The sequence below is a fragment of the Psychrobacillus sp. L4 genome, assembly GCF_042944905.1.
Classification (GTDB): Bacteria; Bacillota; Bacilli; order Bacillales_A; family Planococcaceae; genus Psychrobacillus.
In genome coordinates, this window is the sequence record NZ_CP168496.1 from 3,095,631 (window position 1) to 3,121,254 (window position 25,624).

A 25,624-nucleotide genomic window follows, 5' to 3' on the forward strand; every position below is an offset into this window, starting at 1 on the left:
CCAATAATATATATTCTCCTTCTTTAATTTTACTTTAGGTCCACTTTAGGACTTAACCATAACTATATTATTATATTAATACATGACATAATATTCTGTAAAGAGTTTTTTCGGGGATTCTAATACCCAATTTCTGCTATACTACAAAAAGGAAGGGGCGAAAGACATTGAGTATATTACTAGGTTTACTTGGACCAAATGATTCAATAGAAGTAGTTCAACACTATTTAAAGAAATATAACGACATAACCTCTATTCCAATAGAATGCTTAACTGAAGAAGATTTAAATCAACATGTACTACCTCAAAAAAAAGATATAACCATGTGGCTTTGTACTGGGCCAATTACATATGATATTGTTCAAAAATGGGGTAAAATATCCGACCCTATTTTTTACATTCCCTTCCACGGGTCTGCTATATATAGCTTGCTACTACAACTATCACATGAACTTCACGTGAATGTGAGTGAAATAAGCTACGATGCAATCACTTATGATGCGCTTGAACAAGTGTTACAAGAAACAGGTATTAACGAATCCATACAATACATTGAATCAGAAACGATAGATTTACAGCAATTAATCGACTTTCATTATCATTGCTACGAAAAAGGTTTTGCGAAAGCAGCGATTACAGGTCATCCAATTCAAGATCAATTACAACAGCTAGGAATAGTTGCCTATCGAATGTTCCCCACAGAGACTTCAGTGGATTCTGTTGTATATGAAATTCGCAGAATGGTTGAAATGCTTCAATTTAAAAAAGCGCAAATTGCTGTACAAATTATTGAATATGATGCTGCTTTAGTAGGGTTGCCAAATACAGCATTTACAACTGATAAGCTTCATGAGATTGAAATGGAATTTACAAAGAAACTCCGTACATATACGAAAAAGGTTCAAGGATCCATCCTTACAATTGGTCCAGGTCGTTATGTTATTTTTTCAACAAGAGGGTTTTTACAAGATATTACCCATAACTTCACACGTAAAGCTGAAATCGATTCAGTTATAGGATTGAAGGAAGAATCGAAGACTTGCGGAATAGGAATTGGTCATTCAGCACATGAAGCTGAAATCAATGCATGGAACGCTTTATTACAAAGCAGAGAGTGGGGAAAAGGTTCCTGGGCAGTTTGCTTTGATGATAAAACAATTACAGGACCTCTCGGTAAAGAAGAACAACTTACGTATTCCTATATCTCGGATGAAATACACGCAATTAAAGAAAAAACATCCCTCAGCGTAGCTACATTACATAAATTGAAATCTATTATAAAAAAGCGTTTAAAAAAGGAAATAAGTGCAAATGAACTTGCCCAATATATGCAAATAACACCGCGAAGCGCTCGACGTATATTGAATGAGTTAGAGGTAAATGGGCTTGCTCATGTTGTAGCAGAGGAAAGTCCACGTGCAACAGGTCGCCCAAGAAAAGTTTACAAACTATTATTGGATTAAACTTTTCCAAAAAAACTTTTTTCTTACTAATCTTTGCAGCATGGTAAAGAGGCAAGCGTCCTTTAAGTGCATCTTGTCTTTACCATTTCCGAGTGCTTTGGACTAAACATTAGCTACACTATTAACGGTGGAATTTTTATGGATTGTGAAGTGACTGCGTCACTTCACGATCCATTTTTACTGTAATCTTGTGGGAGATGTTTGTCCGTCGCCCACTTGAAATTTGTAAAGACATGGTGCATTTAGTCTGGTTAATGAGAGATTAGATACTTTCCTATTCTTTTAAAAGCGGACGAAGATACAATTTCGTCCGCTCAGCACTTCTTTATCAATGGGTACTATCTATTTTTTCAGGTTCCACTTACCCTATTGATAGACAATGGAAAGTACTAGTTCATTATTTCTAAAGGAATATCATCTTGAGTTTGCTATATGCACGGTTGAATTTGCGATATACACATATGAATTTGCGTTATGAATTCACTCTTAAGGAAAATCGTCTTTAGTTTGCGATATGAGCGGTTGAATTTGCTATATCGTATTTTGAATTTGCGTTATGAATTCTCTTTTAAGGAAAAGAAGTATCCAAAGCATATTGCCTTCCTTTTTTGCACTGTTGATTGGAGCGGAAGGCGGCGACTCCAGCGGAAATCAACCTGTTCATTGCATCGAATCTTATATAATTTCTAAAAAAAACAGTTAACGAAAATAGAATTCTTTTCGTCAACTGTTTTTTAATACTACTATGAAATTTTACTATATTACATCTCTTTAAAACTTGGGGGATATTTTTTAAATCCTTTTGTTTTGATCAGCGCATAAACAAATCCGATAGCTAACCAAATAAATCCTACTTTTAACGTTATCGGTGACAGATTAATAAATAAGTAAAGACAGATTAAAAATCCAAGAGCCGGAATTAAAAAGTAACGAATAAATTTCTTCTCTTTTTTACGGAAATAATAATACACAATTACCGATAAGTTAACGAGCATAAAACCTGCTAAACCACCAAAATTCATTAATTCGGCAACCACGTTAATTGGTAAAAAAATCGCACCTACAATACTAATGCTACACAATAATAAAATGTTATAAACCGGTGTTTTATATTTCGGGTGTAAATGTGTGAAGAATTTCTTGGAAAGTACTTCATCACGTCCCATACTAAACATTAAACGTGAAGCACTTGCCTGACCAGTTATACCAGCTGTAAATGTTGAAGCGATAATAGCTACTGTATAAAGTGTTGCAAGCAGTGCACCACCTGCCGCATTCGCAATATCAAATAGTGCCGTATCTGCTGAGCTGAAGCTATTTACATCCGGCCATACAAGCTGTGCAACATAAGCTTGTACGATAAAAATAATCCCACCGATTAAACAAGAAAGAATGGCTGCTTTCCAAATATCCTCTTTTGGGTTCACTGCTTCTTCTGATAATGTTGTGATTGAGTCAAATCCCAAGAACGAGAAGCAGGCCATCGCTGCTCCGGAAATAATCGCTGTCATGGCGAACGTCTCACCATTAAAGAACGGTGTAATAGAGATTAAAGAAGATCCACCATCTTCACCAACAACCGCTTTCATACAGAAAATCACAAAAATGACAACAACAATCCCCATGAAAATGACAAGAACTTGGTTCGCTTTCGCAGCTATACCAATTCCCAAGATATTCACCAAAGTAATAATAACGGCAATTAGTAATACCCACGCCCAGTATGGAATCGCTGGAATTAATGCATTCGCATAGGAAGCACCTACCATGAAGACAATTAATGGAACTAATACATAGTCCATAAACATCGCCCATCCTGCAAAAAAACCTAAATGGGCGTTAATCGCACGTTGCGTATATGTGTACGTAGAACCACCAATTGGAAACGCCGCAGCCATTCGACCGTAGCTATATGCAGAAAACATCATTGCTACCATCGCAACTAAATAAGCTAATGGTAGCATGCCACCTGTTGATTGTGCTGCAAAGCCATATATATAAGCCGGCGCAATTGGCGTCATAAACGCAATACCATAGATTACTAAATCTTTCAGTGTTAGAACACGTTTAAAATGAGGAGCTACATTTCCTTGAGTTGTATTACTTTGAACATTACTCATTTAAAAGCTTCCTCTCTACCCTTGAACTACTGCACGTTGTTCAATTTCTTCTGAAATGAATTGAATGGTTTCCTCTGTACTCATTACTTGACAATAAATTTGATTCATAATCATAATTTCTGCATCATGTAATTGTTTTGTTGCTGCTGCACAAGCATCTTCTACTAAAATTACTTCAAAACCAGCATCTGCTAGACTGCGTATCGTTGAAGCAACACATTGATCTGTTACAACCCCTGTACATACAACTGTTTCAATACCCATATTACGAAGTAAAAACTCATAGTTTGTACCACTTAAAACACTGTCTGTCGTTTTATTTACCACGATTTCATCATCTAGTGGTTTTAATTCATCTACCATTTCCGCACCAGGATCACCGATTGGTAATAAAATATTGTTCCAACCTGGGCGACGTTGGACAGGTGAACGGTCACGCCCGTCCTTATGATGACATGCAATACGTCCGAAAGTTACTTCTAGTTGATTTGTACGGAAAAAATCTAGCAGTTTTTTATTGTTTGGAATCGTAACGTTATCAATACGGTCAAAGAAATATTCCCATTTATCGAACATGCCTTTTTCTCGTGCAATTTGTGCATCCAACCCATCACGGCTAATAAATTGATTTTGCATATCAACGATTAAAAGCGCTGTTGTTGCTGGATCTAATTTCATTTTTTCTTCACCCGTCGGAATAAAATCATAATAAAGTGTTTGTTGTTTTTCCATTATATGTTCCTCCATATTTAGTCTAGATAGACTGTATTCATTTTTTAACATAAAAAAAGAGATTCCCTATTCGCTAAAGAATCTCTTAAAGGCAATAAAAAAAAGACTATATACCTTTCCGAGATAGAACCCGGAAAACGATGTAATCATTCCAAATTCCTCACCCTTTTATCTCTTTCTGAGATAGCTCAACTTAATGAATCGGAAAATTCATTAAGACAGTCCTGTAATTATTCATTACAGACCCAGTACATAATGGCGAGAACCTATTATATACTTCGGCGACATTTCCTTCTTCATAGCTTCTTCGTCTTCTCGGACTTCACTATGCACTAATAAATATCGCACCTCTACCTCACAAACATAAGTAGTGAGGTCTATTAAATTATTGACATTATTATATAACCATAACTATAAACATGTCAAATTTATTTTTATTAATCACCAAAGCTATTTTATTAGCACATTTAGGAAAATAACCCACTTAAGATATACTATTTCTATATATTGATATTAATAGAAATGTACACTGCAGCGCATGTCATCAAGATGGAAAAGAGAATAAGGATATAGAATAAAAAAAACTGCACCACCATGTTTAGTCGACACTAACATCTGGGGTGCAGTTCAATCGCTCTTTATTTTATTTTGTTGATATATATTGTTTTTCCTTCTTTTCTCCACTCTTTGTATTCAGCTGCAGCTGTGAAAAGTACATCTGTAGATGAGTTAAGCGCCGTTTCAAAAGAGTCTTGTAAGACACCGATGATAAAGCCTACTCCAACTACTTGCATAGCAATTTCAGCTGGGATTCCAAATAAGCTACATGCTAAAGGAATCAGTAATAAGGATCCACCTGCAACCCCAGAAGCACCACAAGCACATACAGCTGATAATACGCTAAGTATGATGGCTGTAGGAAGATCTACTTGAATTCCAAGTGTATGAACCGCTGCAAGGGTCAAAACAGAAATAGTAACAGCGGCTCCTGCCATATTGATGGTTGCACCTAATGGAATAGATACTGAATAATTATCCTTATTCAAACCAAGATTTTCACATAATCTCATATTTACAGGAATATTGGAAGCTGAGCTGCGTGTAAAGAATGCTGTAATACCACTTTCCTTTATGCACTTAATAACAAGTGGGAAGGGGTTTTGCTTAATATATACATACACAATGATCGGATTAACAACCAACGCGACAAAAAGCATACAACCAATTAAAACAGCTAGTAATTTTCCATAGCTTAGTAAAGATTCTAATCCATTTGTAGTAATAGTTTCAAATACGAGACCCATGATTCCTAATGGTGCTAACTTAATAACCCATGTAACCATTTTGGAAATAGCATCAGAAACATTAGAAATCATCGTTTTTGTAGAATCAGCAGCATTTCTTAAAGCCAAACCAATAACTACCGCCCAAGTTAAAATGCCAATATAGTTAGCATTAAAAAGTGCCTTAACCGGATTATCTACCATGTTCAACAACAACGTTTTAAGAACCTCCACGACACCGCTAGGAGGCGTTACACCCTCTGCTCCATTTACAAGTGTTAAATTTACAGGAAAAATAAAGCTAGCAATTACAGCTACTAATCCTGCTAAAAAAGTTCCTAAAAGATATAGCATGATAACTGATTTCATATTTGTTTTGTGACCACTTTTATGTTGAGCTATAGCTGAAATAACCAAAAATAGTACGAGCACAGGTGCAATAGCTTTCAAAGCTCCTACGAATAAAGAGCCAAAAATGACAATAGGTTTTGCTACGTCTGGAATTGTTAAAGCTAGGATAATACCAATTATCAAACCTATTATTATCTGTTTTACAATACTCAACTGATTCCACTTTTTCAATAAACTTTTCATGATTTTCCCCCATAAGTTAAATTGTGATTTTGCTAGAGTTGTGCATTTCTAATAGATGTAAGTATCTTTTCAGCAAGAATAATTTATCTGTTTAAAGGAACTTCACTGATATTCCACCGCAAAAAGACACTTGTCCTTTGCATAAGTGAAATTATACGGACTTTATTAATAGATTACAATATCGAATAATGATTTGGTGTTTATTACCGATTCATAAAAACCACCAATTGAAATGCAAGTGCATTTCAATTGGTGGTCAGATAAACGTTTTTTCAAGTTTTTAAATTGGTTAGATTGTTTCACTCACATTAGAATATCAAGTAGCCCTTTTCAGCCTCTCTGGGCTATATTAAAGGATAATTATTTTAGTAGTAACTATTACAAATTCGGCTATACTTTTCTATAACAAATGCTAGATTGTCATTTTCCAGCTTGATAATTCTAACCACTTTTCCTGCTCCTTATAACCGGGCATTATTTTTCCAACAAGGCGCCAATAGGAGCGGTCGTGATTCAGATGGACCATATGACACATTTCGTGAACGACTACGTACTCGATTACCTTAAGAGGTGCCATTGCCAGTCTCCAATTAAATGTTAACTCCAGTTTTGAATCACAAGTTCCCCATGTACTTTTGCTATCAGAAATACGGATAGAACGTGGTTTTACTTTATAGTTGCTTTGATAAGAGGAGATACTTTTCTCAACTAATGCTTTACACTGCTTGTAATAAAAGCGTTTTAAAGCTTGTTTTATTTTTTCATCATCTAACTGCTTCACATATATATGTAATTTATCTTCTTCAAAAACCACATGGTCTTTCGTGATATTATTATCGTGATAAATCCTTATGGGATAGGTGTTTCCTAAATAAAGAAAGCTCTCCCCATGTTCGTAGACCTTCTTCTGTGGTCCAAGCAGTCTATCCTTCTGTTCTTTTGATTTTTGTTGGATAAGTTCCCATTTGTCCTCTAATAATTGAATCACACTTTCGTTGGTTATCCCTTTCGGAGCTAGGACTTCAATATTTCCATACTGATCCATAGTAATACCTACAGTTGTCCGCTTTTTGTATGTTATATCAAATTGTATTGTCTCACCTAAGTAGTTATGTATCATTACATCACCTGTATTTCCCACGGATTTCCCTCTAATTTTACCATGTTGAAATGAAAAAGCGATAGTTCGAGAATCTTTGATGAATTCTCAAACTTTCGCTCTTTGAGAATTGTATTTCCTTAAAAGTTCTTTAAGGATACACGCGTTTTCGTTCGTTTCAAACAAAAAAAGACGTAGCCACACCTTTCTCGGTGGAGCAACGTCTTTTTTCTAATCAATCATCTCCATTCAATAAGCGATTTCGACGATTCTCTACATTCCTTGCTTCCGTCTCCCTGGCTATCTGATCCTTCCGTAATTGCCCATTTATGCGTGGGTCTTGTAATCGCATTGTACCCCATCCAGACGGCCCCACTTTTTTACTTACTTTCTTTATTTCATTTTCAAAAAACAACATGTCCATTCCTCCCTTCTATAAATTAATCAAAGAGGACAATATAAAAAATCTTTCCCCTCTCTTTACAATACGCAAACAACTAAGAAATACGAAGGGTATGCGCACAGTGAAAAGAGATTTAGTTAGACATGCATTGCATATCAAAATTGAATATGTGAATAAAACGTATCATTTGTAGTTAGTAATAGATTGTTTCATGAAATTAATAACCCCCATACAAATAGAGATTAATTAGTTAAAGAATTTTTCTTTATATTGTTATTTCATGACAATCATTAATTTATCTCTAGCATGCTCAAACCAATGGAAAGCTAATTCAATGAAAGAATGTTTTTTGATTGAGCGCATTATACAATTTAGGGTTTAACCGCTAAAATTATAAAGTACTTTTTAGAAGGACTGAAATGAAGTAAAACATACATAGAACCGTATCATATGAAGGTCGCTTACCACTCTTTGTATCTTTTTTGAATTGTTATTTCCAAAAGAGAAGCTGGAGTATCTTATCTGAACATCAACCTGTATCTATATTAAATAAAGAATTTTTATCCCTTCTTTTTGTGTTTTATTAGAGGATTCACCCAAGTATTAGCAATGTAATTTAAGGTGTGTAGAAATATTATTTATAGATTACAAATGTATTTTTAGAGGAATTTAAGTAAACATATCGAAATTATATTTATATACAGGGAGGAGAATTGAATTTGAATAAACTAATTGCAAAGCATAATCTTCATACATTCGAACTGCACGGGGACGTTCGACATGATGAATATTATTGGATGAAAGATAAATCAAATCCAGAAGTCATCGCTTATTTAGAGCACGAAAACAGCTATTATGATGAGGTCATGAAGCCCTTGGAAAGTTTAACAACTGAACTATATGAAGCAATGGTGGCACGTGTACCCGCCTCAGAAAGTCAAGTCCCCATTCAAAAAGGGCCTTATTATTATTACTATCGTCTAGAAAAAGAAAAACAATATCCCATTTTCGCACGTAAACGCGCAGAAAATCGTGCAGCATTAGCATCTTCTGAGGAAGAAATTACAATAAATGAAAATGAACTTGCTAAAGGTCATGACTATTTAAGCGTTACTGAGCAGCGTTATTCTAAAGATCACCGCTATGTTGCCTATTTAGAAAACCGCAACGGAACAGATAACTATACGTTATTTGCGAAAGATTTGCATACGGGTGAGCTGTTAGAAGATACAATTCCAAACGTTTATATATACAGTAGCGTTGAATGGAGTAACTGCGGACGATATATTTTTTATGTGAAGCTTAATGAATTACAGCGTCCATATCAAGTTTGGCGTCATGAAATTGGTACTAAATATACGTCCGATGAGCTTTTATTTGAAGAAACGAACGTAACGTTTAATTTATTTATTAAAAAATCAAAAAGTAATCGTTTTATTTTCGTAGTTTCGAAATCAACGATGACAACAGAAGTGCAAATTATTGATGCGGATGAGCCGTTATTAGCACCTCAGTTATTTGAAGCACGCCGCAAAGGCATCGAATACGATGTAGAGCATTGGGAAGCCGAACTTTTACTATTAACGAATGAAAATGCATTGAACTTCACGTTACATCGTTGCCCATTGGATAACTTCAATGAACGGACGGCTGTTGTTCCGTACGACGAGAATCGTTTTATCGAAAATATTTATCCATTTAAACACCATGTTTATGTTACGGGTCGCGAAAATGGGTTAGAGCAAGTTTGGCGTATCAAGGGTGATTCTCTTATTCAGTTAGATTGGGATGAAGTAATTTATTCGGTATCACTTGTTCCATATCAAGACTATGAAGCTTCAGAAGTTTTAGTTCAATACCAATCATTTTTAACACCGAAAACGACAATACGAATCGATATTGAATCAGGGGAAAAGGAAGTATTGCAAGAGGCATCTGTTACAGGTGACTACGACCGTGAGCAATACGTGCAGCAGCAAGTTTGGGCAAAAGCAGCTGACGGTGTAAATGTTCCAATACTTCTTCACTATAAAAAAAATGCGCTCGACAATGGTCCAGCGCCACTTATTTTAAATGCTTACGGCTCATATGGGTATAGTAGCGATCCATTTTTTAGCGCTTATCGTCTACCGCTGCTTGATAAAGGTGTGATAATAGCGATTGCGCAAGTGCGTGGTGGTTCAGAGCTAGGGCGTACGTGGTATTTTAACGGCAAAATGCAGAAAAAACGCAATAGTTTTACGGACTTTATCGATGCAGCGAATTATTTAATCGAGCAAGGCTTTACAACAACCGAAATCATCGCAGCTCGAGGTGGAAGTGCTGGTGGATTGTTAGTAGGTGCCGTATCTAATATGGCGGGCAATCGTTTTAAAGTAATTGTTCCAGAAGTACCGTTTGTCGATATTTTGACAACGATGCTAGATGATTCGATTCCATTAACAACTTTAGAATGGGATGAATGGGGTAACCCGCAAAACGAGGCCGATTATTTCTACATGAAATCTTATAGTCCGTATGACAATGTAGAAGCTAAGCCGTACCCTAATATGTATATAACGACAGGCTTAAATGACCCGCGTGTCGGTTATTGGGAGCCAGCGAAATGGGTGGCTCGCCTGCGCGAATTAAAATCAGATGACAACACACTTGTTTTAAAAACAAACATGGGTGCAGGCCACTTCGGCGCATCCGGTCGTTTCAACCAGTTGCGTGAACTCGCCGAGTGTTACTCGTTTATTTTGAGTAAGTTTGGTTTTTAGCCTTTTGGTCAGCATAACAAAACGCATCTTTATTCGTGAGGATGCGTTTTGTTATGCTTTATTTAATCGGGATGAAGTGCATATTCGATGGCATCAAAAATGTACACAGAATTTACAGTGATTTTTAGAATTTCTTTACTTAAACCAAACTCATTAGATTTCTTACGTTCAAAATAAGGATACACCTTAATGAAGTTCTCTTTTTGAATTTTACGTTGCATTTTTAGTTTTGTAGATGGTGCAAGTTCTGAGTTTTTCACAATTAAAAATTCATCATCTGAAATTAAATTGAAATTTAATCCTGTCTTTGTTTTTAACTGAAGTGGCTGTTCATTCGCTTCCTCCATTAACCTTCCCCAAACTCTCTCTGCACTCATTAGCATCCCCTCCTTAACTATCATTTCTATAAAAAAGAACGAATTCCTTTATTAAGAATCCGTTCTTAGTATTTATACTAACTCTAACCAAGCGACCGCTTCACAGTGCGTCGTCTGCGGAAACATATCCACTGGCTGTACTTCCACCGTTTTATACCCGCCATCTTCTAAAATTCTTAAATCACGGGCAAGCGTTGCTGGGTTACAAGATACATAAACCACTCGCTTTGGACGTTGCTCGATTATTGTATTTAGCAATGCTTCGTCACAACCTTTTCTAGGTGGATCGACTACTAATACATCCGCCAACTTGCCTTCTTTATACCATTTTGGAATAACTTCTTCTGCAGGTCCTGCCTCAAAATACGTATTTGTGAAACCATTCAATTCTGCATTTCGTTTTGCATCTTCTATTGCCTGCGGGACGATTTCCACGCCTAACACTTGTTTTGCTTTTTGTGCTAAGAATAAAGAGATCGTGCCAATTCCACAATATGCATCGATTACGTTTTCATCTCCTGAGAGCTGTGCGTAATCGAGTGCTTGCTTATATAGTACTTCCGTTTGTTCTGGATTTACTTGATAGAATGAACGAGCAGATATTTCAAAACGTACATCCCCTATTTGATCTTCAATAACCGCTTTGCCCCAAAGTACATTTGTTTCGTCTCCAAAAATAACATTCGTATTGCGATTGTTCACGTTTTGAATAATAGACGTTACATTTGGTTCAATTGTTTGAATGAAATCAATTATAGCATCTTTTTTCGATAACTTCGGATGTTTGGTTACTAAAACAACCATTACTTCCCCTGTTTTACGAGCTTTACGAACGACAAGATGACGTAATTGGCCTTTTCTCGTTTCTTCATTATATGGGACTAAATCTAGCTCTAGTGCTTTTTCTTTCACAGCACGTAGCAATCGATCGGCCGAATCGGATTGAATTAAACAAGTATTTGTATCTGCAATTCGATGCGATTTTGATTGATAAAAACCAGCTATTACTTGTCCATTTTCTAAATCGAATGGGATTTGTGATTTATTGCGATATTCCCATGGTTTCTCCATTCCCTTAATCGGTAAAACAGGTGCATCGATTTTTCCGATTCTTTTCAAGACATTCTGCACCATATTTTCTTTCCAAACAAGCTGCCCCTCATGTGTCATATGTTGCAGTTGGCAGCCTCCACATTCTGAGAATACGGGACATGGTGCTTTTACTCGAAATGGCGATGCCTCTACAATATTTATTAATTTTGCAAAGCCATAGTTTTTTAATGTTTTTAACACATGGATTTCTGCTGTTTCATTTGGCAGACCACCTGATATGAATAGTGGATATCCATCGACTTTTGCAACCCCTGCTCCGTCATGCGTTAAGTCTTCTATATGAACTGTGATTCGATCATTTTTGGTTACTGGTGTATTCACTTTATTTCTCCGTTCTAGTTTTGATTGCTCCATTATACCAAAGATGAATGCCATATTGGAATAAAGCATCCTTTAAAAAGTGTAAAACAGACGCCGTTGTGACGTCTGTTTTACACTTTATCTAGCATTTCCAAGAAAGCTGTTGGAATAGTTCCATGTTGGTTTTTAATCATTAACTTCGTAAGTTCATCGACCGTTTCATATTTATTTTCATTTTTAATTATTTTCACTTCATTGTGAAGTCTCTCCATCTTTTGGTCCAACGCAAATGCGGAATCTGCCGCTTCTTTTAGCTCTATTAACAATCTTTCAGGTACGAACTGATCATATTTATAAAAGATTTTATGTTCAAGGCTTGCCCAAAAGTCCATTGCAATTGTACGAATTTGAACCTCCACGGTCACAAGTTCCTTACAATCAGTCATAAAAACAGGAATTTCTATTAGAAGGTGCAAACTTTTATAACCATTGTTCTTCGGATGCTGAATATAATCCTTTACTTCTAATATTTTCAGATCACTTTGGCTTTCTAGCATTTCAAAAATTTGATAAATATCAGAGATAAACGAACAAATAACGCGCATTCCCGCAATATCTCTCACATTTTCACGTATGCTTTCTACTGAAATACCCTTTCCTTTTCGATTAAGTTTACTCAATATACTTTCTGGCGCCTTCAATCTCGAGTTTATATGTTCAATTGGATTATAATCGTGAATCATTAAAAATTCTTCTTGAAGAATCTCAATCTTTGTTTCTAATTCAGCTAATGCAAATTTATACATGAGCATTAGACGTGTCATATTCTTTTTCATATGTTGAAACTGTTCAATTTGTTCTGAAATCATATATAAGCGCTCCTTCAATTTGTACATGAAGAAATCATACCAAATTTACTTTCACTAAACAAAAATAACGAAGCTTGTAAATAGGATAATACAAGTATTTTAAGGAAAGGAACCGCTATTTACCTTCACAATCACTTTGTTATTATACTTCCATTAGGTGCGGACGAACGATTTCCATTAATTGATTCCATGCTTGAATTTCGTAAGTTGGTTGAATTCCGGACGTATTTTCCTTTAAATGCGGATTAAACCAACAAGTGTCCAGTCCAAAATTGTTCCCACCTTGGATATCGGATGTTAGCGAGTCTCCAATCATTAATACGCGAGAAGGATCTGTTATGTTCAATTTATTAAGCGCATATTCAAATATTTGGGACTGGGGTTTTTGAAATCCTGTTTCCTCTGAAGTAATAATGGCCTCAAACATACCTTTAAGTGATGATCCATTTACCCTCCCATACTGTGCCTCTTTAAAGCCGTTTGTGAGTAAAGCAAATCGGCTACCAGAAAGACTGGCAAACATTTCATCTACCCCGTCAATCATATGAACTTCTTTTCCTAAGTTTTCAATATACTTTTGACCAAAAGCAGCCGCATCTACATCGAGTGCTACTTCTAAAAATAGTCTTTTAAACCGCTCCGCTTTCAGGTCTACCATAGTGGTACGGCCTTGCTCTAAATCATCCCAAAGCACTTTACTAATCGCTTTATAACTTTCTAAATAATCCTTTACACCGTTAGGAAGACCATATTCCCCAAATGTATGTTGAAGTGCATTGAGTTCAGTCATCCCAAAATCAAGTAATGTATCATCCAAATCAAATAATAAAACATCGTATTTCATTGTAAATTCCAACTCTCTTAACATATTCTTTCCCTATTTTATCATATTTAAGAAAAATGCAGGCTCCCTTTATGTGTATCCAGTCTTCACCACTGTAAATACAAATACCTCCTACACTTTATACATTCAAGTGTAGAAGGTATTATTGGTTCTCAAGCATCTTGAATTGTAGTCAATTGTCAGAATAGTGTGGGATTATTTCTAACACAGGGACACCTCAAACCGATTTATCCTTCGGCGCTACCCAAAATGCTACTACTATCGAGGCAATGACAACGATAAATGGTGCATAAAAAATAAGAAAATTTGTCATGTTGCTCCTCCTTATACGTGATTGTCTCTTTTTCCACTAACATAGTCTTTATTGAACAAGAATAGTCTTAGCAATAAATAAAGGGAAGGAATTAATAACCCAAGCCCTGCGATGAAAGCAATAATTAAGGAAATGGCCATCGTTGGATTTGTAAATCCATCATAAAGAGTTAAGTGTGGATACAGTAAATATGGATAGTGCGAAATACCATAAGCGAAAAATGCCAACGCAAACTGTCCGATTAATAAGCTAAGTGCTAGACCGTACTTCTCTCGTTTCCAAACAAACCATACGGTACCGATGAACATAAGAGCCGATATTCCAAATAACCACCAAAAGTCAATCATACGGTTAAAGTGTTCTGCATTATGATCTCGTAATTCTACAATAATTCCTGTAGCTGTAATCATAAGTGGCAAAGCCCAGATGAGCGCATATTTCCTCATTAAACTAGTTGCCTTCGAATCACCTGCTTTGTCCGCATACCAGGTTAAAAATACAGCGGAGATATACAAAACAGCAGCCACACTCAGAACTACAATACTCCAAGTTAATGGATTGGTGAAAAGTCCCCAATAGTCTAGTACAGGCTGACCGTCTATCATGGATACAAAGCCGCCTTCTGAAATGGTCAATACGATAGAAAGTGATGCAGGTATAAACAATCCTGCTAAACCATACATAAACGAATATCCTTTATGCCCACGAGAACCATACGTTTCAAAAGCGTAATACGAACCACGAATAGCCAATAAAATTATCGCAATACTTGCTGGGACTAATAATGTAGTTCCATAATAAAACGCCGTTTTTGGAAAGAATCCAATCACTCCGACAAAGAAAAATACTAAAAAGACGTTCGTTACTTCCCAAACTGGAGATAAATAACGTTGGATAACGTTTGTCAAAATATGTTGTCTTCCCGTTAACAAGCTATAAGCATTAAAAAAGCCTGCTCCAAAGTCAACGGAGGCGATGATTAAATAACCGAATAAGAAAAGCCATAATACGGAAATACCAACAATCTCAAGTGTCATGAGAAATCACCGCCCTTTTCAGCATGTCGATCTTCCAGTTCTTGTTCAACTGGATTATTTCGGAACATTCTACGCAGCACTACGATACTTCCTACCCCCAATACAAGATATAAACCCGCAAATAGAACTAACATTATATCTACATGTTCACTTGTCGTTGCTCCTTCTGATGTACGCATAAATCCTCTTAAAATCCATGGCTGTCGCCCAACCTCTGCAAGCCACCATCCAAGCTCTATAGCGAGCACCGAGAGTGGTCCTCCCATGACAACAACCCAAAGAAGCCATCTTGAGGAGACGAACTTAAATTTCTTCACTTTACCAAACACATAAACAATGGATAGGAATAACAAAAACATACCAATCATGACCATTCCATCAAACATATAGTGAATGTAAAGTGGTGGAACTTCGTCTTCTGGGAAATCATTCAGTCCGGTTACTTCTGAAAACGGATTATCATGCGCTAAAATACTAAGCGCATAAGGAACCTTAAAAGCATATTTTATTTCTTTCCCATCTAATATTCCTAATAATACAAGCGGTGCCCCTTCTTGTGTTTCAAAATGCCACTCTGCTGCTGCTAGTTTTTCAGGTTGATATTCCGCTAAATACTTACCTGAAAAATCTCCGATAATTGCTGTTGCAATAGCAAAAACAAGCCCTAATTTCATCATTAAAAATAAAGATTTCTTATGATAAATATGGTTGGAACCTTTCAGTAATCGAAATGCTGCTATTGCGGCCAGAACAAAGGCACTTGTCATATAAGCCGTAACAAGTACATGCGCAACCTTTGTTGGCATTGCCGGATTCATCATAGCAACTAAAGGTTGGATATTAATAAGCTCGCCATCTAATACGTCAAACCCTTGAGGTGCATTCATAAATGCATTTACGATTGTAATGAATACCGCGGATGCAGAAGCGCCAATTGCAACTGGGATAAGTAATAATAAATGCTTCTTTTGATTTTCAAAACGATCCCAAGTATATAGATAAATACCTAAGAAAATTGCTTCAAAGAAAAATGCAAACGTCTCCATAAACAAAGGAAGTGCTATAACATTTCCCGCTAATTGCATGAAATTCGGCCATAATAGAGATAGTTGCAAACCAATTGCCGTTCCAGTTACAACGCCAACAGCTACGGTAATAACAAAGCCACGAGCTAAACGTCTTGCAAGTAATATATAATGCTCATCATTCTTTTTAATTCCTACCCACTGGGCAATCATGATCATTAGCGGAACGCCTACGCCAATGGTTGCGTAAATAATATGAAAAGATAAGGTCAACTCAGTTAATACACGACTAAAAAACACTGCTTCTGTGTTTCCCACGCTTCATTCCTCCTTAGCTTCCAAATACTCTTCCGATAATCGATAACAACATTATTCCTGCAACAATAAAAGCAAGCCACATTAAGTACTTTTCTTGTTTTTTATACATGTGCTCCACTCCCCTTGCCTCTATATTACCCTAAAATAGAATCTTTAAAATAACGATCCTTGTCTTATTTCCAACATTTCCATGGGTTAATGTGACAAATATGTATGGTTAGTATAAAGTACTAAAAAAACCAGCAATCACGGAGGAATGCTGGGTTAATTTTTACGGTCTGTCCTCTTCTCGAATTTCATCGATTGGTACAAAAACCTCTATATGTCTGTATAAATTCTGAAAGGTAGCTGGAATATTTCCACCGTATTCACCGTCTAGATTCAGTTGTACTTTGTCTTCTGAAGTAACTCGAATATGTTTTGCTTTTTTTGAAATAACATGTGGGTCATTTAAATGTTCACCACGAATAGCTAACGACGCAAGCCGAATAAAATCAGCGATATTACATTTTTTCAAAATTAATAATGTAAACTTCCCATCATTAATACTTGAACTTGGTGAAAGCTTTTCAAAGCCTCCTACTGAATTGGTTAGTCCGACTAAAAACATCATCGCTTCATCTTCAAATACTTCATCATCATATTCAATTTTTACTTTTGTTGCATTGATAGATGGAAGCATTTCAATCCCTTTCAAGTAATATGCAAGCTGCCCTAGCATTGTTTTTAACTTACTAGGTACTTCATAGGTAATTTCAGTGATTCTTCCTCCACCTGCAATATTAATAAAATAACGATCATTTACAAGTCCAACATCGACTGGAATTGTATCTCCTTTTATAATGATTTCCACAGCTTTTTGGATATCTCTAGGAATATGAACTGCTCTAGCAAAATCATTCGTCGTTCCCATTGGAATTAGACCAACTTTAGGTCGTTTATCAAATTCACTTATACCCGCAACAACCTCGTTTAATGTTCCGTCTCCCCCTGCAGCAATGATTAAGTCGAAACCATTTTGGACTGCTTTCTTCGCGGCAACCGTAGCATCACCTTCACATGTTGTCGCATGGCAAGATGTTTCAAAACCCGCAATTTCTAAAGCCTCCAATACTTCTGGTAAATTCTTTTTAAAAAGTTCTCTACCGGAAGTTGGATTATATATGATTCGTGCACGTTTCATATAGATTTCCCTTTCTACTTCACCATTTCTTTTATTACATAGTGACTAATTTTTTTTTGAAAGTTTCATTCCATTACTAAAAGAGCCGACTGATGCCGACTCTTTTTCATTTAGTTTTCCATCATTTAATTTTGAAGTGCTTGTAGCCAGTTATTTCGGATATCTTCGTATACGGCTAAATGAAAATCTTTGTTATCGATTAACTCTTTCGTCATTTGTTGATAAAATGCTTTTTGCAATTCTTCAAAACTAGGGTCTTCTTTAGAAGGCAGCTGTTCTCGACCTTCTGAAACGAATTGTTGCACTTTTTCTGCACGAGGCCCCCATTTGCCAATAACTTCTCCATTGTTATTTATCAATAAATAAACCGGAATGGAGCGACCACCGTTCGTTAAATATTGATCGATTAAATCCACATTTTCATCACGATATACAGCACGTACCTCGATTCCAGCAGCTTCTGCAATTTTACGAAGAATAGCATTATTCAGCATCGCATCACCGCACCAGTCTTCTGTTATAACTAGTATATGTGGTGCAGATTCTTTTAATACGGCAATAAATTCATCATCCGCAGGCACTTCGAACTGATTATATATATTAAAAGATTCTTCTTTTTTTGTTGTCATATCATCCATATATTGTGTAAGTGATTTAGCTTTTTCAAAATATTGTTGTTCAGTAGGCATTTTGAGAAACCTCCTTTTTTACTAAGTATACTGTGTTCAGAAAGGTATTTCAAATAAGTTGTTGTACACAAAAACAAGCGCAAGCTCGATTTACGAACGTGCGCTTGTTCTGTTTATAAACTTTCCGTCATTTCTTCGATAAAACGAACGATTAATTCCACTACATTCTCCATATCATCAATATGAACACAACCTACTCCCGAATGAATATATTTAGAAGGAATTGAGATTGCACCAGTCATGACTCCGTTTCCAGAGACACTAATCGCCCTAGCATCTGTAGCACCTTTAAGAAGAACTTCTCGCTGATATGGTATATTATACTTTTTTGCTGTTTCCACAAGTTTACGAGATAACTTTTTCGGAACCGAAATACCTTCATCATAAAACTTTATAGCAGCGCCTTTGCCTAGGTAAACAGGTAATTCTTGCTTTTCATGTCCCGGTAAACCACCTGCAAGTGTTACATCAATAGCTAGTGCGATTGTCGGCTGAACAGTATATCCAACTGGTGCTGCTCCACGGATTCCTGTTTCTTCTTGAACTGTAGCAGTTCCATAAACTGTAGGTTGGATATCTAAATGCTCAATTCTTTTCATCACTTCAATAAGTATTGCGCAACCTGAGCGATTATCTACGGCTTTTCCCGTGAAAATTGGTCCACCATTTAAAAACTGTCCTTCTCTATCAAAAGTAATATAGTCACCAATTTCAACTCCAAGATTCTCTGTGCCTTCTTTAGATGAAGTTCCAACATCTAAGAAGATGTCTTTCAACATTATCGCTTTTTGCATATCACTAGAAGTTAATACATGTGCAGGTTTTGTACCAGTTACACCTTTCACTATCCCTTTTTCTGTATTTATTTGAAGCACTTGGTTTATTGCCATTCGATCATCATGATCACCAATTGGACCAATATAGACGAATCCATCGTTATCTATATATGTAACGATAAAGCCGATTTCATCCATATGTGCAGCTAATAAAAGGCTTAGGCTTCCACTTTGTCCTTTTTTAATATACGTGAGATTACCCAAACCATCTGCGAAGGATTGTAAAGAAGTATTTTCAAATTCTTTTTTTATATAGTTAGCAACTTCATCTTCTTCACCTGAAACAGCAACTAAGTCATTTAACTCTTTTAAATAACGCTTTAATGATGTCATCCTTTCTCTCCTTCAATAAGAATTACGTTCATTTGCTGTAATAACCATTTTGGAACGACAAAACGTACTGTCATTAATGGATCTACAATTTGGCAAATTTCAATTTGACCAACTGCGCTCATTAACATAGTAGTTTCCTCTATAGATAATCTCGATTTCTCTACTATTCTTTGAATCATTTCTTCTATTGCAATTTTTGTTGCCTCATCTAATGTTGGAGCAGATACAATTTGTGTAAACACTTCATCATTTTCTAGCATTGGATGGTGAAGTGTTTCTCCTTTAATCACTTCCAATGTAACTGTAGCAGCTCCAGGTACCTCTACACCGGAAACACTTACTTCCCCATCTCCCATGGCAGCATGAAAATCACCTAAACTAAAAAGTGCACCATCGGCAAATACCGGAAAGTATAATGTTGAACCTTCAGTAATCATTTTGTTATCCATATTGCCACCATGGGCTCCCGGAGTCCCACAGTTTACACCTTCACCAGCTGGCGCTACTCCAATTACTCCTATCATTTTATTCAAAGGAATTTTAATCTCATTAAATATGATATTACCATCTACTATAGGAAGAATTTTTGCGGACATCTTCTCTATACGATGTCCCATCACTCCTAAATTTGGACCAACTACCATTACCCCTTTATTTCCTATTTCGATTTTTTCAATTTTTACTTTTAAAATATCTCCTGGAACCGAACCCTCCACGTAAATTGGACCAGTTGCTGGATTAATCTCATTCCAATCAATTTCTTCTACTACTGTTTCTTCCGATTGAATTTGATTTTTAAAACAATCGTAAGTTTCTATCCGCAGTGTGGATCCAGATGTAACCTTTTTCGTGTAATTATTCTTTTTATTAAATTCGTAAATAATTCCTGATTCACAAGTTAACGTTTCCATATTCATTCTCCTCTTCCTGAAAGATAATAAATGCTATTCATCAAAAGTAGAAAATTTGGGTTTTCATCCATTGAATGATCAGTACCACATGTTCCGAACTCTGCATGTGGAGAAAACAGAACCATATGTCCTTTTCCGTACGTTGCTTCAATGATTGCTGGGTATCCTTTTAAGTGCTCATCAAATCTTTCCGAAGTTAAAGGATTAGCCCATTTCATTGCGTTCTCTGCTATTTCATTGTTTTCTAAACTCCAAGATGGGAGAGATTTCCCAGATGCAATGAAGTCCTTATATCTTGCAATGACATGTATATCCGCACCTTCCAATAATTCAAACGCAGGTCCTTCCCAATAAATCATATCAATCGTACTCGGATTCCCCATTGCGACATTTAATGCAACTGGATGCGTTACGTCTTCAAATTCTACTCGTACGAAACCAGTACCTGTACGCCAATAATCGAGTCCATGTAAATCTGTTGCTGGAATCATATTTAACCAAACATCTGATGGAATTGTATTCGGTTCAGCTCTGAGTGGAAAATAACTTCCAGCACAAGAACCTAAATACTTACCACCTTTTCTTACAAACTCACGGATTTCTTCATATCCTTTTTCTCCAAGGCCTTCATAGTATGACTCCCCAGCGTCAGGACCCCCTGGAACGATTAACAATTCATATTCGTTTAATATTCCATTTCTGATATCTGCGTCAGAAATTCTATCTACTTTTAGTCCAAATGTTTGAAAAAACAGATAAAATGGATCTGAACAAAACGTTCCACAATTGAGCCCATCAAAAAAAGCAATTCTTTTTACTAAACTTAGTCGTGAAAGAAAAGATGTGATATCCTCGTTCGTTAAATCTGTTTGACATTTTTCTAGTAAAGTTTCGCATGATACAACAATACTCCCTGGAAATAGCAAGTGGCCCTCTGGAAATTTTTCTGTAGTACATCTAATCTTTTCTTCCACTCGAAATACAAGTTCATCATTATATAACAACTCATTTACCTTTTTGATAACTTTGGATCTGTTTTGTTGAATTGTTGCTAATCCTAATCTTGTCATAGGTAAAATTTTGTACACTACTTCCCCTCCTCATTCATATAAATGACAAGCGACATAATGCCCTAAGTTTATTTCCTTTAAAGAAGGGCTAATTTTTTTACAAACTTCCATGCAAGACACACAACGACTGGCAAAACGACACCCTTCTGGTAAATCAATAGGACTTGGTAAATCTCCTTCCAAAATTAAATCTACTCTATTTGCATTTGGATCAGGAATTGGAATTGCTGCCATTAGCGCTTTTGTATAAGGATGTAGCGTATTTTTATACAACTGTTCTACGTCAGCCATCTCAACAATTTCCCCTAAATACATTACAGCAACTCGATCGCTCACATGTTCCACTACACTTAAGTCATGTGCAACAAAGAGTATCGTAAGAGATAACTCCTCTTTTAACTTTACTAATAAATTTAAAATCTGTGCTTGTACTGAAACGTCTAACGCAGAAACGGGTTCATCTGCCATGATAAATTGAGGTTCTACTAAAAGTGCACGAGCAATAACAATTCTTTGCAACTGCCCCCCACTAAATTCATGAGGATGACGATCTAAAGCATTACTTGGAAGTCCAACTTTTTCAAGAAGTTCTTCCATTCTTTCTGTTTCTTTTCCTTTTGCTAGTCCATGAACCTTTAGAATTTCAGAAAATGCTTGTCTAATCGTCATTCTGGGATTCAGCGAAGAATGAGGGTTTTGAAAAACCATTTGCATTTGTCTTCGTAATGCCTTTAATCTAGTTGCATCGGCTTCTGTAATGTTTTCTCCGTCAAAAGTAATACTCCCTGCAGTTGAATCTATAATTCGAGTAATACAGCGCCCTAGCGTAGACTTCCCACATCCACTCTCCCCAACAAGTCCAAAGATTTCTCCTTCTTTTATTTCAAATGAAACGTTGTCGACGGCTTTTAGAACTTGCTCCTGTTTTCCAAAGAAACTGCGCTTACCTGTTGGAAAGTACTTTTCTAGATTTTCTACTTTCAATAGTATATTTGTCATACATTAACCACCCTTTCCTCTAATAGCTTTTCAGCGTAGTGGCAAGATACTAAATGGCCATCGTCTAGTTTTCTCAGTTTAGGTGCTTCCAATGAACAGAAATCTGTCTTGTTTTTACACCGTTCTGCAAATGGGCATCCTGTAATGTCTTTATGTAAGTCAGGAGGTGAACCTTCTATTGGATTAAGCATCTTAGCTTTTTCTCCTAATTTAGGAATCGATTCCATTAACCCACGAGTATACGGATGCATAGGTGATTTGAATATTGTTTGTACATTGCCACTCTCTACAATCTCTCCCGCATACATAACTGACACCTTATCGCATACTTCCGCAACAACACCTAAATCATGGGTAATCATTAGTACTCCCATTGAAAACTCTTTTTGTAGTTTTTTTATTAACCGTAAAATTTGTGCTTGAATAGTAACATCTAATGCAGTAGTCGGTTCATCCGCAATTAGTAGCTTTGGTCTACAAGCAAGGGCAATTGCTATCATAATACGTTGCAGCATTCCCCCACTAAATTCATGCGGATACTGTATATATCTTTTTTCAGGAGAAGGAATACCTACTAGTTCCAAAAGCTTTATCGTTTCTTTTTTTGCATCACTTTTTTTCATTTTTTTATGATATCGAAATACTTCTGCCACTTGATCACCTACTGTGAATAAGGGATTAAGGGAGGTCATTGGATCTTGGAAAATCATTGATACACTATTTCCTCTAATTTTTTGCATTTCTTTTTCTTTTATTACTAGTAAATTAGAATCCTCTAAAAGAATTTCACCAGAAATAGTACTTCTTGTCGTATCAACTAATCGAAGAATAGATTTAGCTGTAACACTTTTCCCACTACCACTTTCCCCAACAAGTCCCATTGTTTCACCTATATCAATCGAAAAGTTTACATATCTAACCGCGTGTGCTATCCCACGATCTGTTTTAAATTTGGTTGAAAGGTTTTTTACTTCTAATAATTTGTTCATTTTGAATTCCTCCAATCTATCACTGGTTTTACACTTTTCTTTGTTTTGGATCAAAATGTTGTTGAAGTCCGTCACCGAATAGGTTAAAAGAAATTACGGTAATCATAATAGCGAAGCCTGAAGCAAGTGCTGTATTTGGTGAAATAAGTAAATATTCACGTCCTTCTTCTAACATTGCACCCCAGTCTGCTGTAGGTGGCTGAACACCAAGTCCAAGGAAGCTCATCGCCGCTAAATCAAGAATTGCATATGCAAGATCGATAGTTGCTTGCACAACAATTGGAGAAACACAGTTCGGTAATATATGTCTAAAAATGATTCGAAAATTAGAGAAACCCAAGTTTTTTGCTGCTTCTACATATGTCTGCTCCTTCTCAACCAATGTTACAGATCTGACAAGCCGGGCAATCATTGGAATATAAACAATTCCAAGTGCAATGACCGCATTCTCTAGTCCTTTTCCAAATACCGCTACAATAATAAAAGCTAATAATAGAGCTGGAAAGGCAAGGATTACATCAAAGATACGAGTAATTAAATTATCAATTCTTCCTCCGTAATATCCAGCAATTAATCCAAGAGGAACTCCTATTGCTGATGAAATTCCTACAACTAAAACTGCGCCTAATAAAGTAGTTCTTGCGCCAAATAAAACTCTACTAAAAATATCTCTTCCTTGTTTATCTGTCCCAAAAATATGGTCACTAGAAGCAGATTGTAAAGACATGGATAAATCTTGAGCATTTGGCTCATGAGGTGCAAATAAAGGAGCAAATACTGCAAGTAAAACAATAACAGCAAGTATGATTCCTCCTGCAACTGCGAGATAATTTTTGAAGAAGGAAGACTTAAACACACTTGACTTTTTAGATTTTATAAAAGGTTTTCTACCTATACTTCCTACATGTGTCATCCTTTTCACCTCCGATAATCGTTTTAGTAACGTATTCTTGGATCAACGACTGCATAAAGCAAATCTACAATTAAATTAATTAATAAAAATACCGTTACCATAAACAGAGTCGTTCCTTGAACAACTGGATAATCACTCGCTTGTACTCCGTTAACAATTAAGCTTCCGATTCCTCCGAGTCCAAAAGTATACTCTACTAAGACAGTTCCTACTATTAAGAAACCGAGCTGTAAACCGGTAACTGTTAAAAGTGGGATTAGTGCATTTTTAAAAGCATGCTTTAATATAATGACGCGTTTAGGAATCCCTTTTGCAATGGCCGTTTGAATATAATTTGTATTTAATACTTCAATCATTCCACTTCTTGTAATCCTTGAGCTCAAAGCCAACATATTCAAACCAAGTGCCATAGATGGCAATATTAAGTATTTAAAGTTCCCCATAAACGAATCTCCTGTCCCAAATGCGGGTAAAATATCAAGCTTATACGAAAATAAGAGAACTAATAATACACCTGTAAAGAAAACAGGGGAGGATACTCCTCCTAAAGAAATTAGAGAAGTTAAATAGTCTACCCAAGTATTTTTCTTTACTGCTGCAAGAATTCCTAAGGGTATCGCTAATATGATTGTAAATAATGCGCTCATTCCAACAAGTTGCAAGGTCAATGGTAAGCGGTCAGCAATCATTCCTGAAACTGATTGTTTCATTTTAAAGCTTTCTCCTAAATCACCTTGCACCGCATTTCCTATCCAAATCATATATTGCTTCCAAACGGGGTCATTCAGATGATATTTTTCTCTTATGTTCTCAAGTACCTCTGGAGAAGTTTGTTTTCCTCCTACCATAACTAATGCAGGGTCTGTCGAACTTATATGTGACATTCCAAATACCAAAATAGAAACTAAGAACAATACCGGTAATAAAACTAATAGTCGTCTAATAATGTATGAAAACAACGTACCCACCATCCTTTTTTATCATTTATATAAATAAGTTTTATGTTAATTATTATTTTACCGTTTTAACCAGAACACTATTTTAAATTT

Annotated in this window: 23 protein-coding genes and 1 riboswitch; of the genes, 2 read left to right on the forward strand and 21 right to left on the reverse strand. The window is 36.1% G+C overall.

The features are described 5' to 3' along the window. Positions 1–167 precede the first annotated feature (167 nt). Entirely contained in the window at positions 168–1,463 is a 1,296-nt protein-coding gene (locus tag ACEPXG_RS15085) for an ArsR family transcriptional regulator (protein WP_391204090.1), read from the forward strand. A gap of 761 nt (positions 1,464–2,224) precedes the next feature. On the opposite strand, the gene ACEPXG_RS15090 is transcribed toward ACEPXG_RS15085, so the two are convergent. From ACEPXG_RS15090 to ACEPXG_RS15110, 5 genes are all read right to left on the reverse strand, one after another. Then, positions 2,225–3,583 carry an APC family permease gene (locus tag ACEPXG_RS15090; protein WP_391204092.1) on the reverse strand — a complete coding sequence of 453 codons (1,359 nt, stop codon included), beginning with the start codon at positions 3,581–3,583 and terminating at the stop codon, positions 2,225–2,227. 15 nt (positions 3,584–3,598) lie between these two features. Continuing rightward, positions 3,599–4,315, reverse strand: coding sequence for a cysteine hydrolase family protein (locus ACEPXG_RS15095; RefSeq protein WP_391204095.1), 717 nt, complete (start codon positions 4,313–4,315; stop codon positions 3,599–3,601). Between the two features lie 176 nt (positions 4,316–4,491). Next, positions 4,492–4,676, reverse strand: a riboswitch (Lysine riboswitch). A 277-nt stretch (positions 4,677–4,953) separates the two neighbouring features. Next, positions 4,954–6,192 (reverse strand): serine/threonine transporter SstT, encoded by a 1,239-nt coding sequence (gene sstT / locus ACEPXG_RS15100; protein ID WP_391204097.1) that lies wholly within the window; start codon positions 6,190–6,192, stop codon positions 4,954–4,956. A 412-nt stretch (positions 6,193–6,604) separates the two neighbouring features. Then, positions 6,605–7,312 (reverse strand): M48 family metallopeptidase, encoded by a 708-nt coding sequence (locus ACEPXG_RS15105; protein ID WP_391209942.1) that lies wholly within the window; start codon positions 7,310–7,312, stop codon positions 6,605–6,607. Between the two features lie 214 nt (positions 7,313–7,526). After that, complete coding sequence (locus tag ACEPXG_RS15110; RefSeq protein ID WP_391204098.1) at positions 7,527–7,709, reverse strand: hypothetical protein; 183 nt, start codon at positions 7,707–7,709, stop codon at positions 7,527–7,529. 704 nt (positions 7,710–8,413) lie between these two features. Here ACEPXG_RS15110 and ACEPXG_RS15115 point away from each other — a divergent pair. Further along, positions 8,414–10,456, forward strand: coding sequence for a S9 family peptidase (locus tag ACEPXG_RS15115; RefSeq protein ID WP_391204101.1), 2,043 nt, complete (start codon positions 8,414–8,416; stop codon positions 10,454–10,456). A 62-nt stretch (positions 10,457–10,518) separates the two neighbouring features. On the opposite strand, the gene ACEPXG_RS15120 is transcribed toward ACEPXG_RS15115, so the two are convergent. The 16 genes from ACEPXG_RS15120 to ACEPXG_RS15195 form a co-directional block, all read right to left on the reverse strand. Further along, positions 10,519–10,833, reverse strand: a complete 315-nt coding sequence (locus ACEPXG_RS15120; protein ID WP_391204103.1) for a hypothetical protein — start codon at positions 10,831–10,833, stop codon at positions 10,519–10,521. Between the two features lie 72 nt (positions 10,834–10,905). Further along, complete coding sequence (rlmD, locus tag ACEPXG_RS15125; protein WP_391204106.1) at positions 10,906–12,267, reverse strand: 23S rRNA (uracil(1939)-C(5))-methyltransferase RlmD; 1,362 nt, start codon at positions 12,265–12,267, stop codon at positions 10,906–10,908. 110 nt (positions 12,268–12,377) lie between these two features. After that, positions 12,378–13,115, reverse strand: a complete 738-nt coding sequence (locus ACEPXG_RS15130) for a GTP pyrophosphokinase family protein (protein WP_391204109.1) — start codon at positions 13,113–13,115, stop codon at positions 12,378–12,380. A gap of 142 nt (positions 13,116–13,257) precedes the next feature. Then, positions 13,258–13,959: a YjjG family noncanonical pyrimidine nucleotidase gene (locus ACEPXG_RS15135; protein ID WP_391209944.1), complete on the reverse strand. Its 702-nt coding sequence runs from the start codon at positions 13,957–13,959 to the stop codon at positions 13,258–13,260. A 217-nt stretch (positions 13,960–14,176) separates the two neighbouring features. Beyond that, a complete protein-coding gene (gene cydS, locus ACEPXG_RS15140; protein WP_391204112.1) occupies positions 14,177–14,272 on the reverse strand; it encodes a cytochrome bd oxidase small subunit CydS in 96 nt (31 codons plus the stop codon). 11 nt (positions 14,273–14,283) lie between these two features. Then, complete coding sequence (locus tag ACEPXG_RS15145; RefSeq protein WP_391204114.1) at positions 14,284–15,309, reverse strand: cytochrome d ubiquinol oxidase subunit II; 1,026 nt, start codon at positions 15,307–15,309, stop codon at positions 14,284–14,286. Beyond that, on the reverse strand, positions 15,306–16,652 hold the full coding sequence (locus ACEPXG_RS15150; protein WP_391204117.1) for a cytochrome ubiquinol oxidase subunit I: 1,347 nt from the start codon (positions 16,650–16,652) through the stop codon (positions 15,306–15,308). The genes ACEPXG_RS15145 and ACEPXG_RS15150 overlap by 4 nt, the downstream gene beginning before the upstream one ends. A 271-nt stretch (positions 16,653–16,923) precedes the next feature. After that, complete coding sequence (locus ACEPXG_RS15155) at positions 16,924–17,835, reverse strand: diacylglycerol kinase (RefSeq protein ID WP_391204120.1); 912 nt, start codon at positions 17,833–17,835, stop codon at positions 16,924–16,926. A gap of 125 nt (positions 17,836–17,960) precedes the next feature. Next, positions 17,961–18,524, reverse strand: coding sequence for a thioredoxin family protein (locus ACEPXG_RS15160; RefSeq protein WP_391204123.1), 564 nt, complete (start codon positions 18,522–18,524; stop codon positions 17,961–17,963). A gap of 113 nt (positions 18,525–18,637) precedes the next feature. Beyond that, entirely contained in the window at positions 18,638–19,693 is a 1,056-nt protein-coding gene (locus ACEPXG_RS15165) for a M42 family metallopeptidase (RefSeq protein ID WP_391204127.1), read from the reverse strand. Next, a complete protein-coding gene (locus tag ACEPXG_RS15170; RefSeq protein WP_391204130.1) occupies positions 19,690–20,604 on the reverse strand; it encodes an acetamidase/formamidase family protein in 915 nt (304 codons plus the stop codon). Before ACEPXG_RS15170 ends, ACEPXG_RS15165 begins: the two co-directional genes overlap by 4 nt. A 2-nt stretch (positions 20,605–20,606) precedes the next feature. Further along, positions 20,607–21,692, reverse strand: a complete 1,086-nt coding sequence (locus tag ACEPXG_RS15175) for a BPL-N domain-containing protein (protein ID WP_391204133.1) — start codon at positions 21,690–21,692, stop codon at positions 20,607–20,609. Between the two features lie 12 nt (positions 21,693–21,704). Further along, on the reverse strand, positions 21,705–22,673 hold the full coding sequence (locus ACEPXG_RS15180; protein WP_391204136.1) for an ABC transporter ATP-binding protein: 969 nt from the start codon (positions 22,671–22,673) through the stop codon (positions 21,705–21,707). Beyond that, positions 22,670–23,662, reverse strand: coding sequence for an ABC transporter ATP-binding protein (locus ACEPXG_RS15185; RefSeq protein ID WP_391204139.1), 993 nt, complete (start codon positions 23,660–23,662; stop codon positions 22,670–22,672). The genes ACEPXG_RS15180 and ACEPXG_RS15185 overlap by 4 nt, the downstream gene beginning before the upstream one ends. A gap of 28 nt (positions 23,663–23,690) precedes the next feature. Further along, entirely contained in the window at positions 23,691–24,575 is an 885-nt protein-coding gene (locus ACEPXG_RS15190; RefSeq protein ID WP_391204142.1) for an ABC transporter permease, read from the reverse strand. Between the two features lie 23 nt (positions 24,576–24,598). Beyond that, positions 24,599–25,543, reverse strand: coding sequence for an ABC transporter permease (locus tag ACEPXG_RS15195; protein WP_391209946.1), 945 nt, complete (start codon positions 25,541–25,543; stop codon positions 24,599–24,601). Positions 25,544–25,624: the final 81 nt, after the last annotated feature.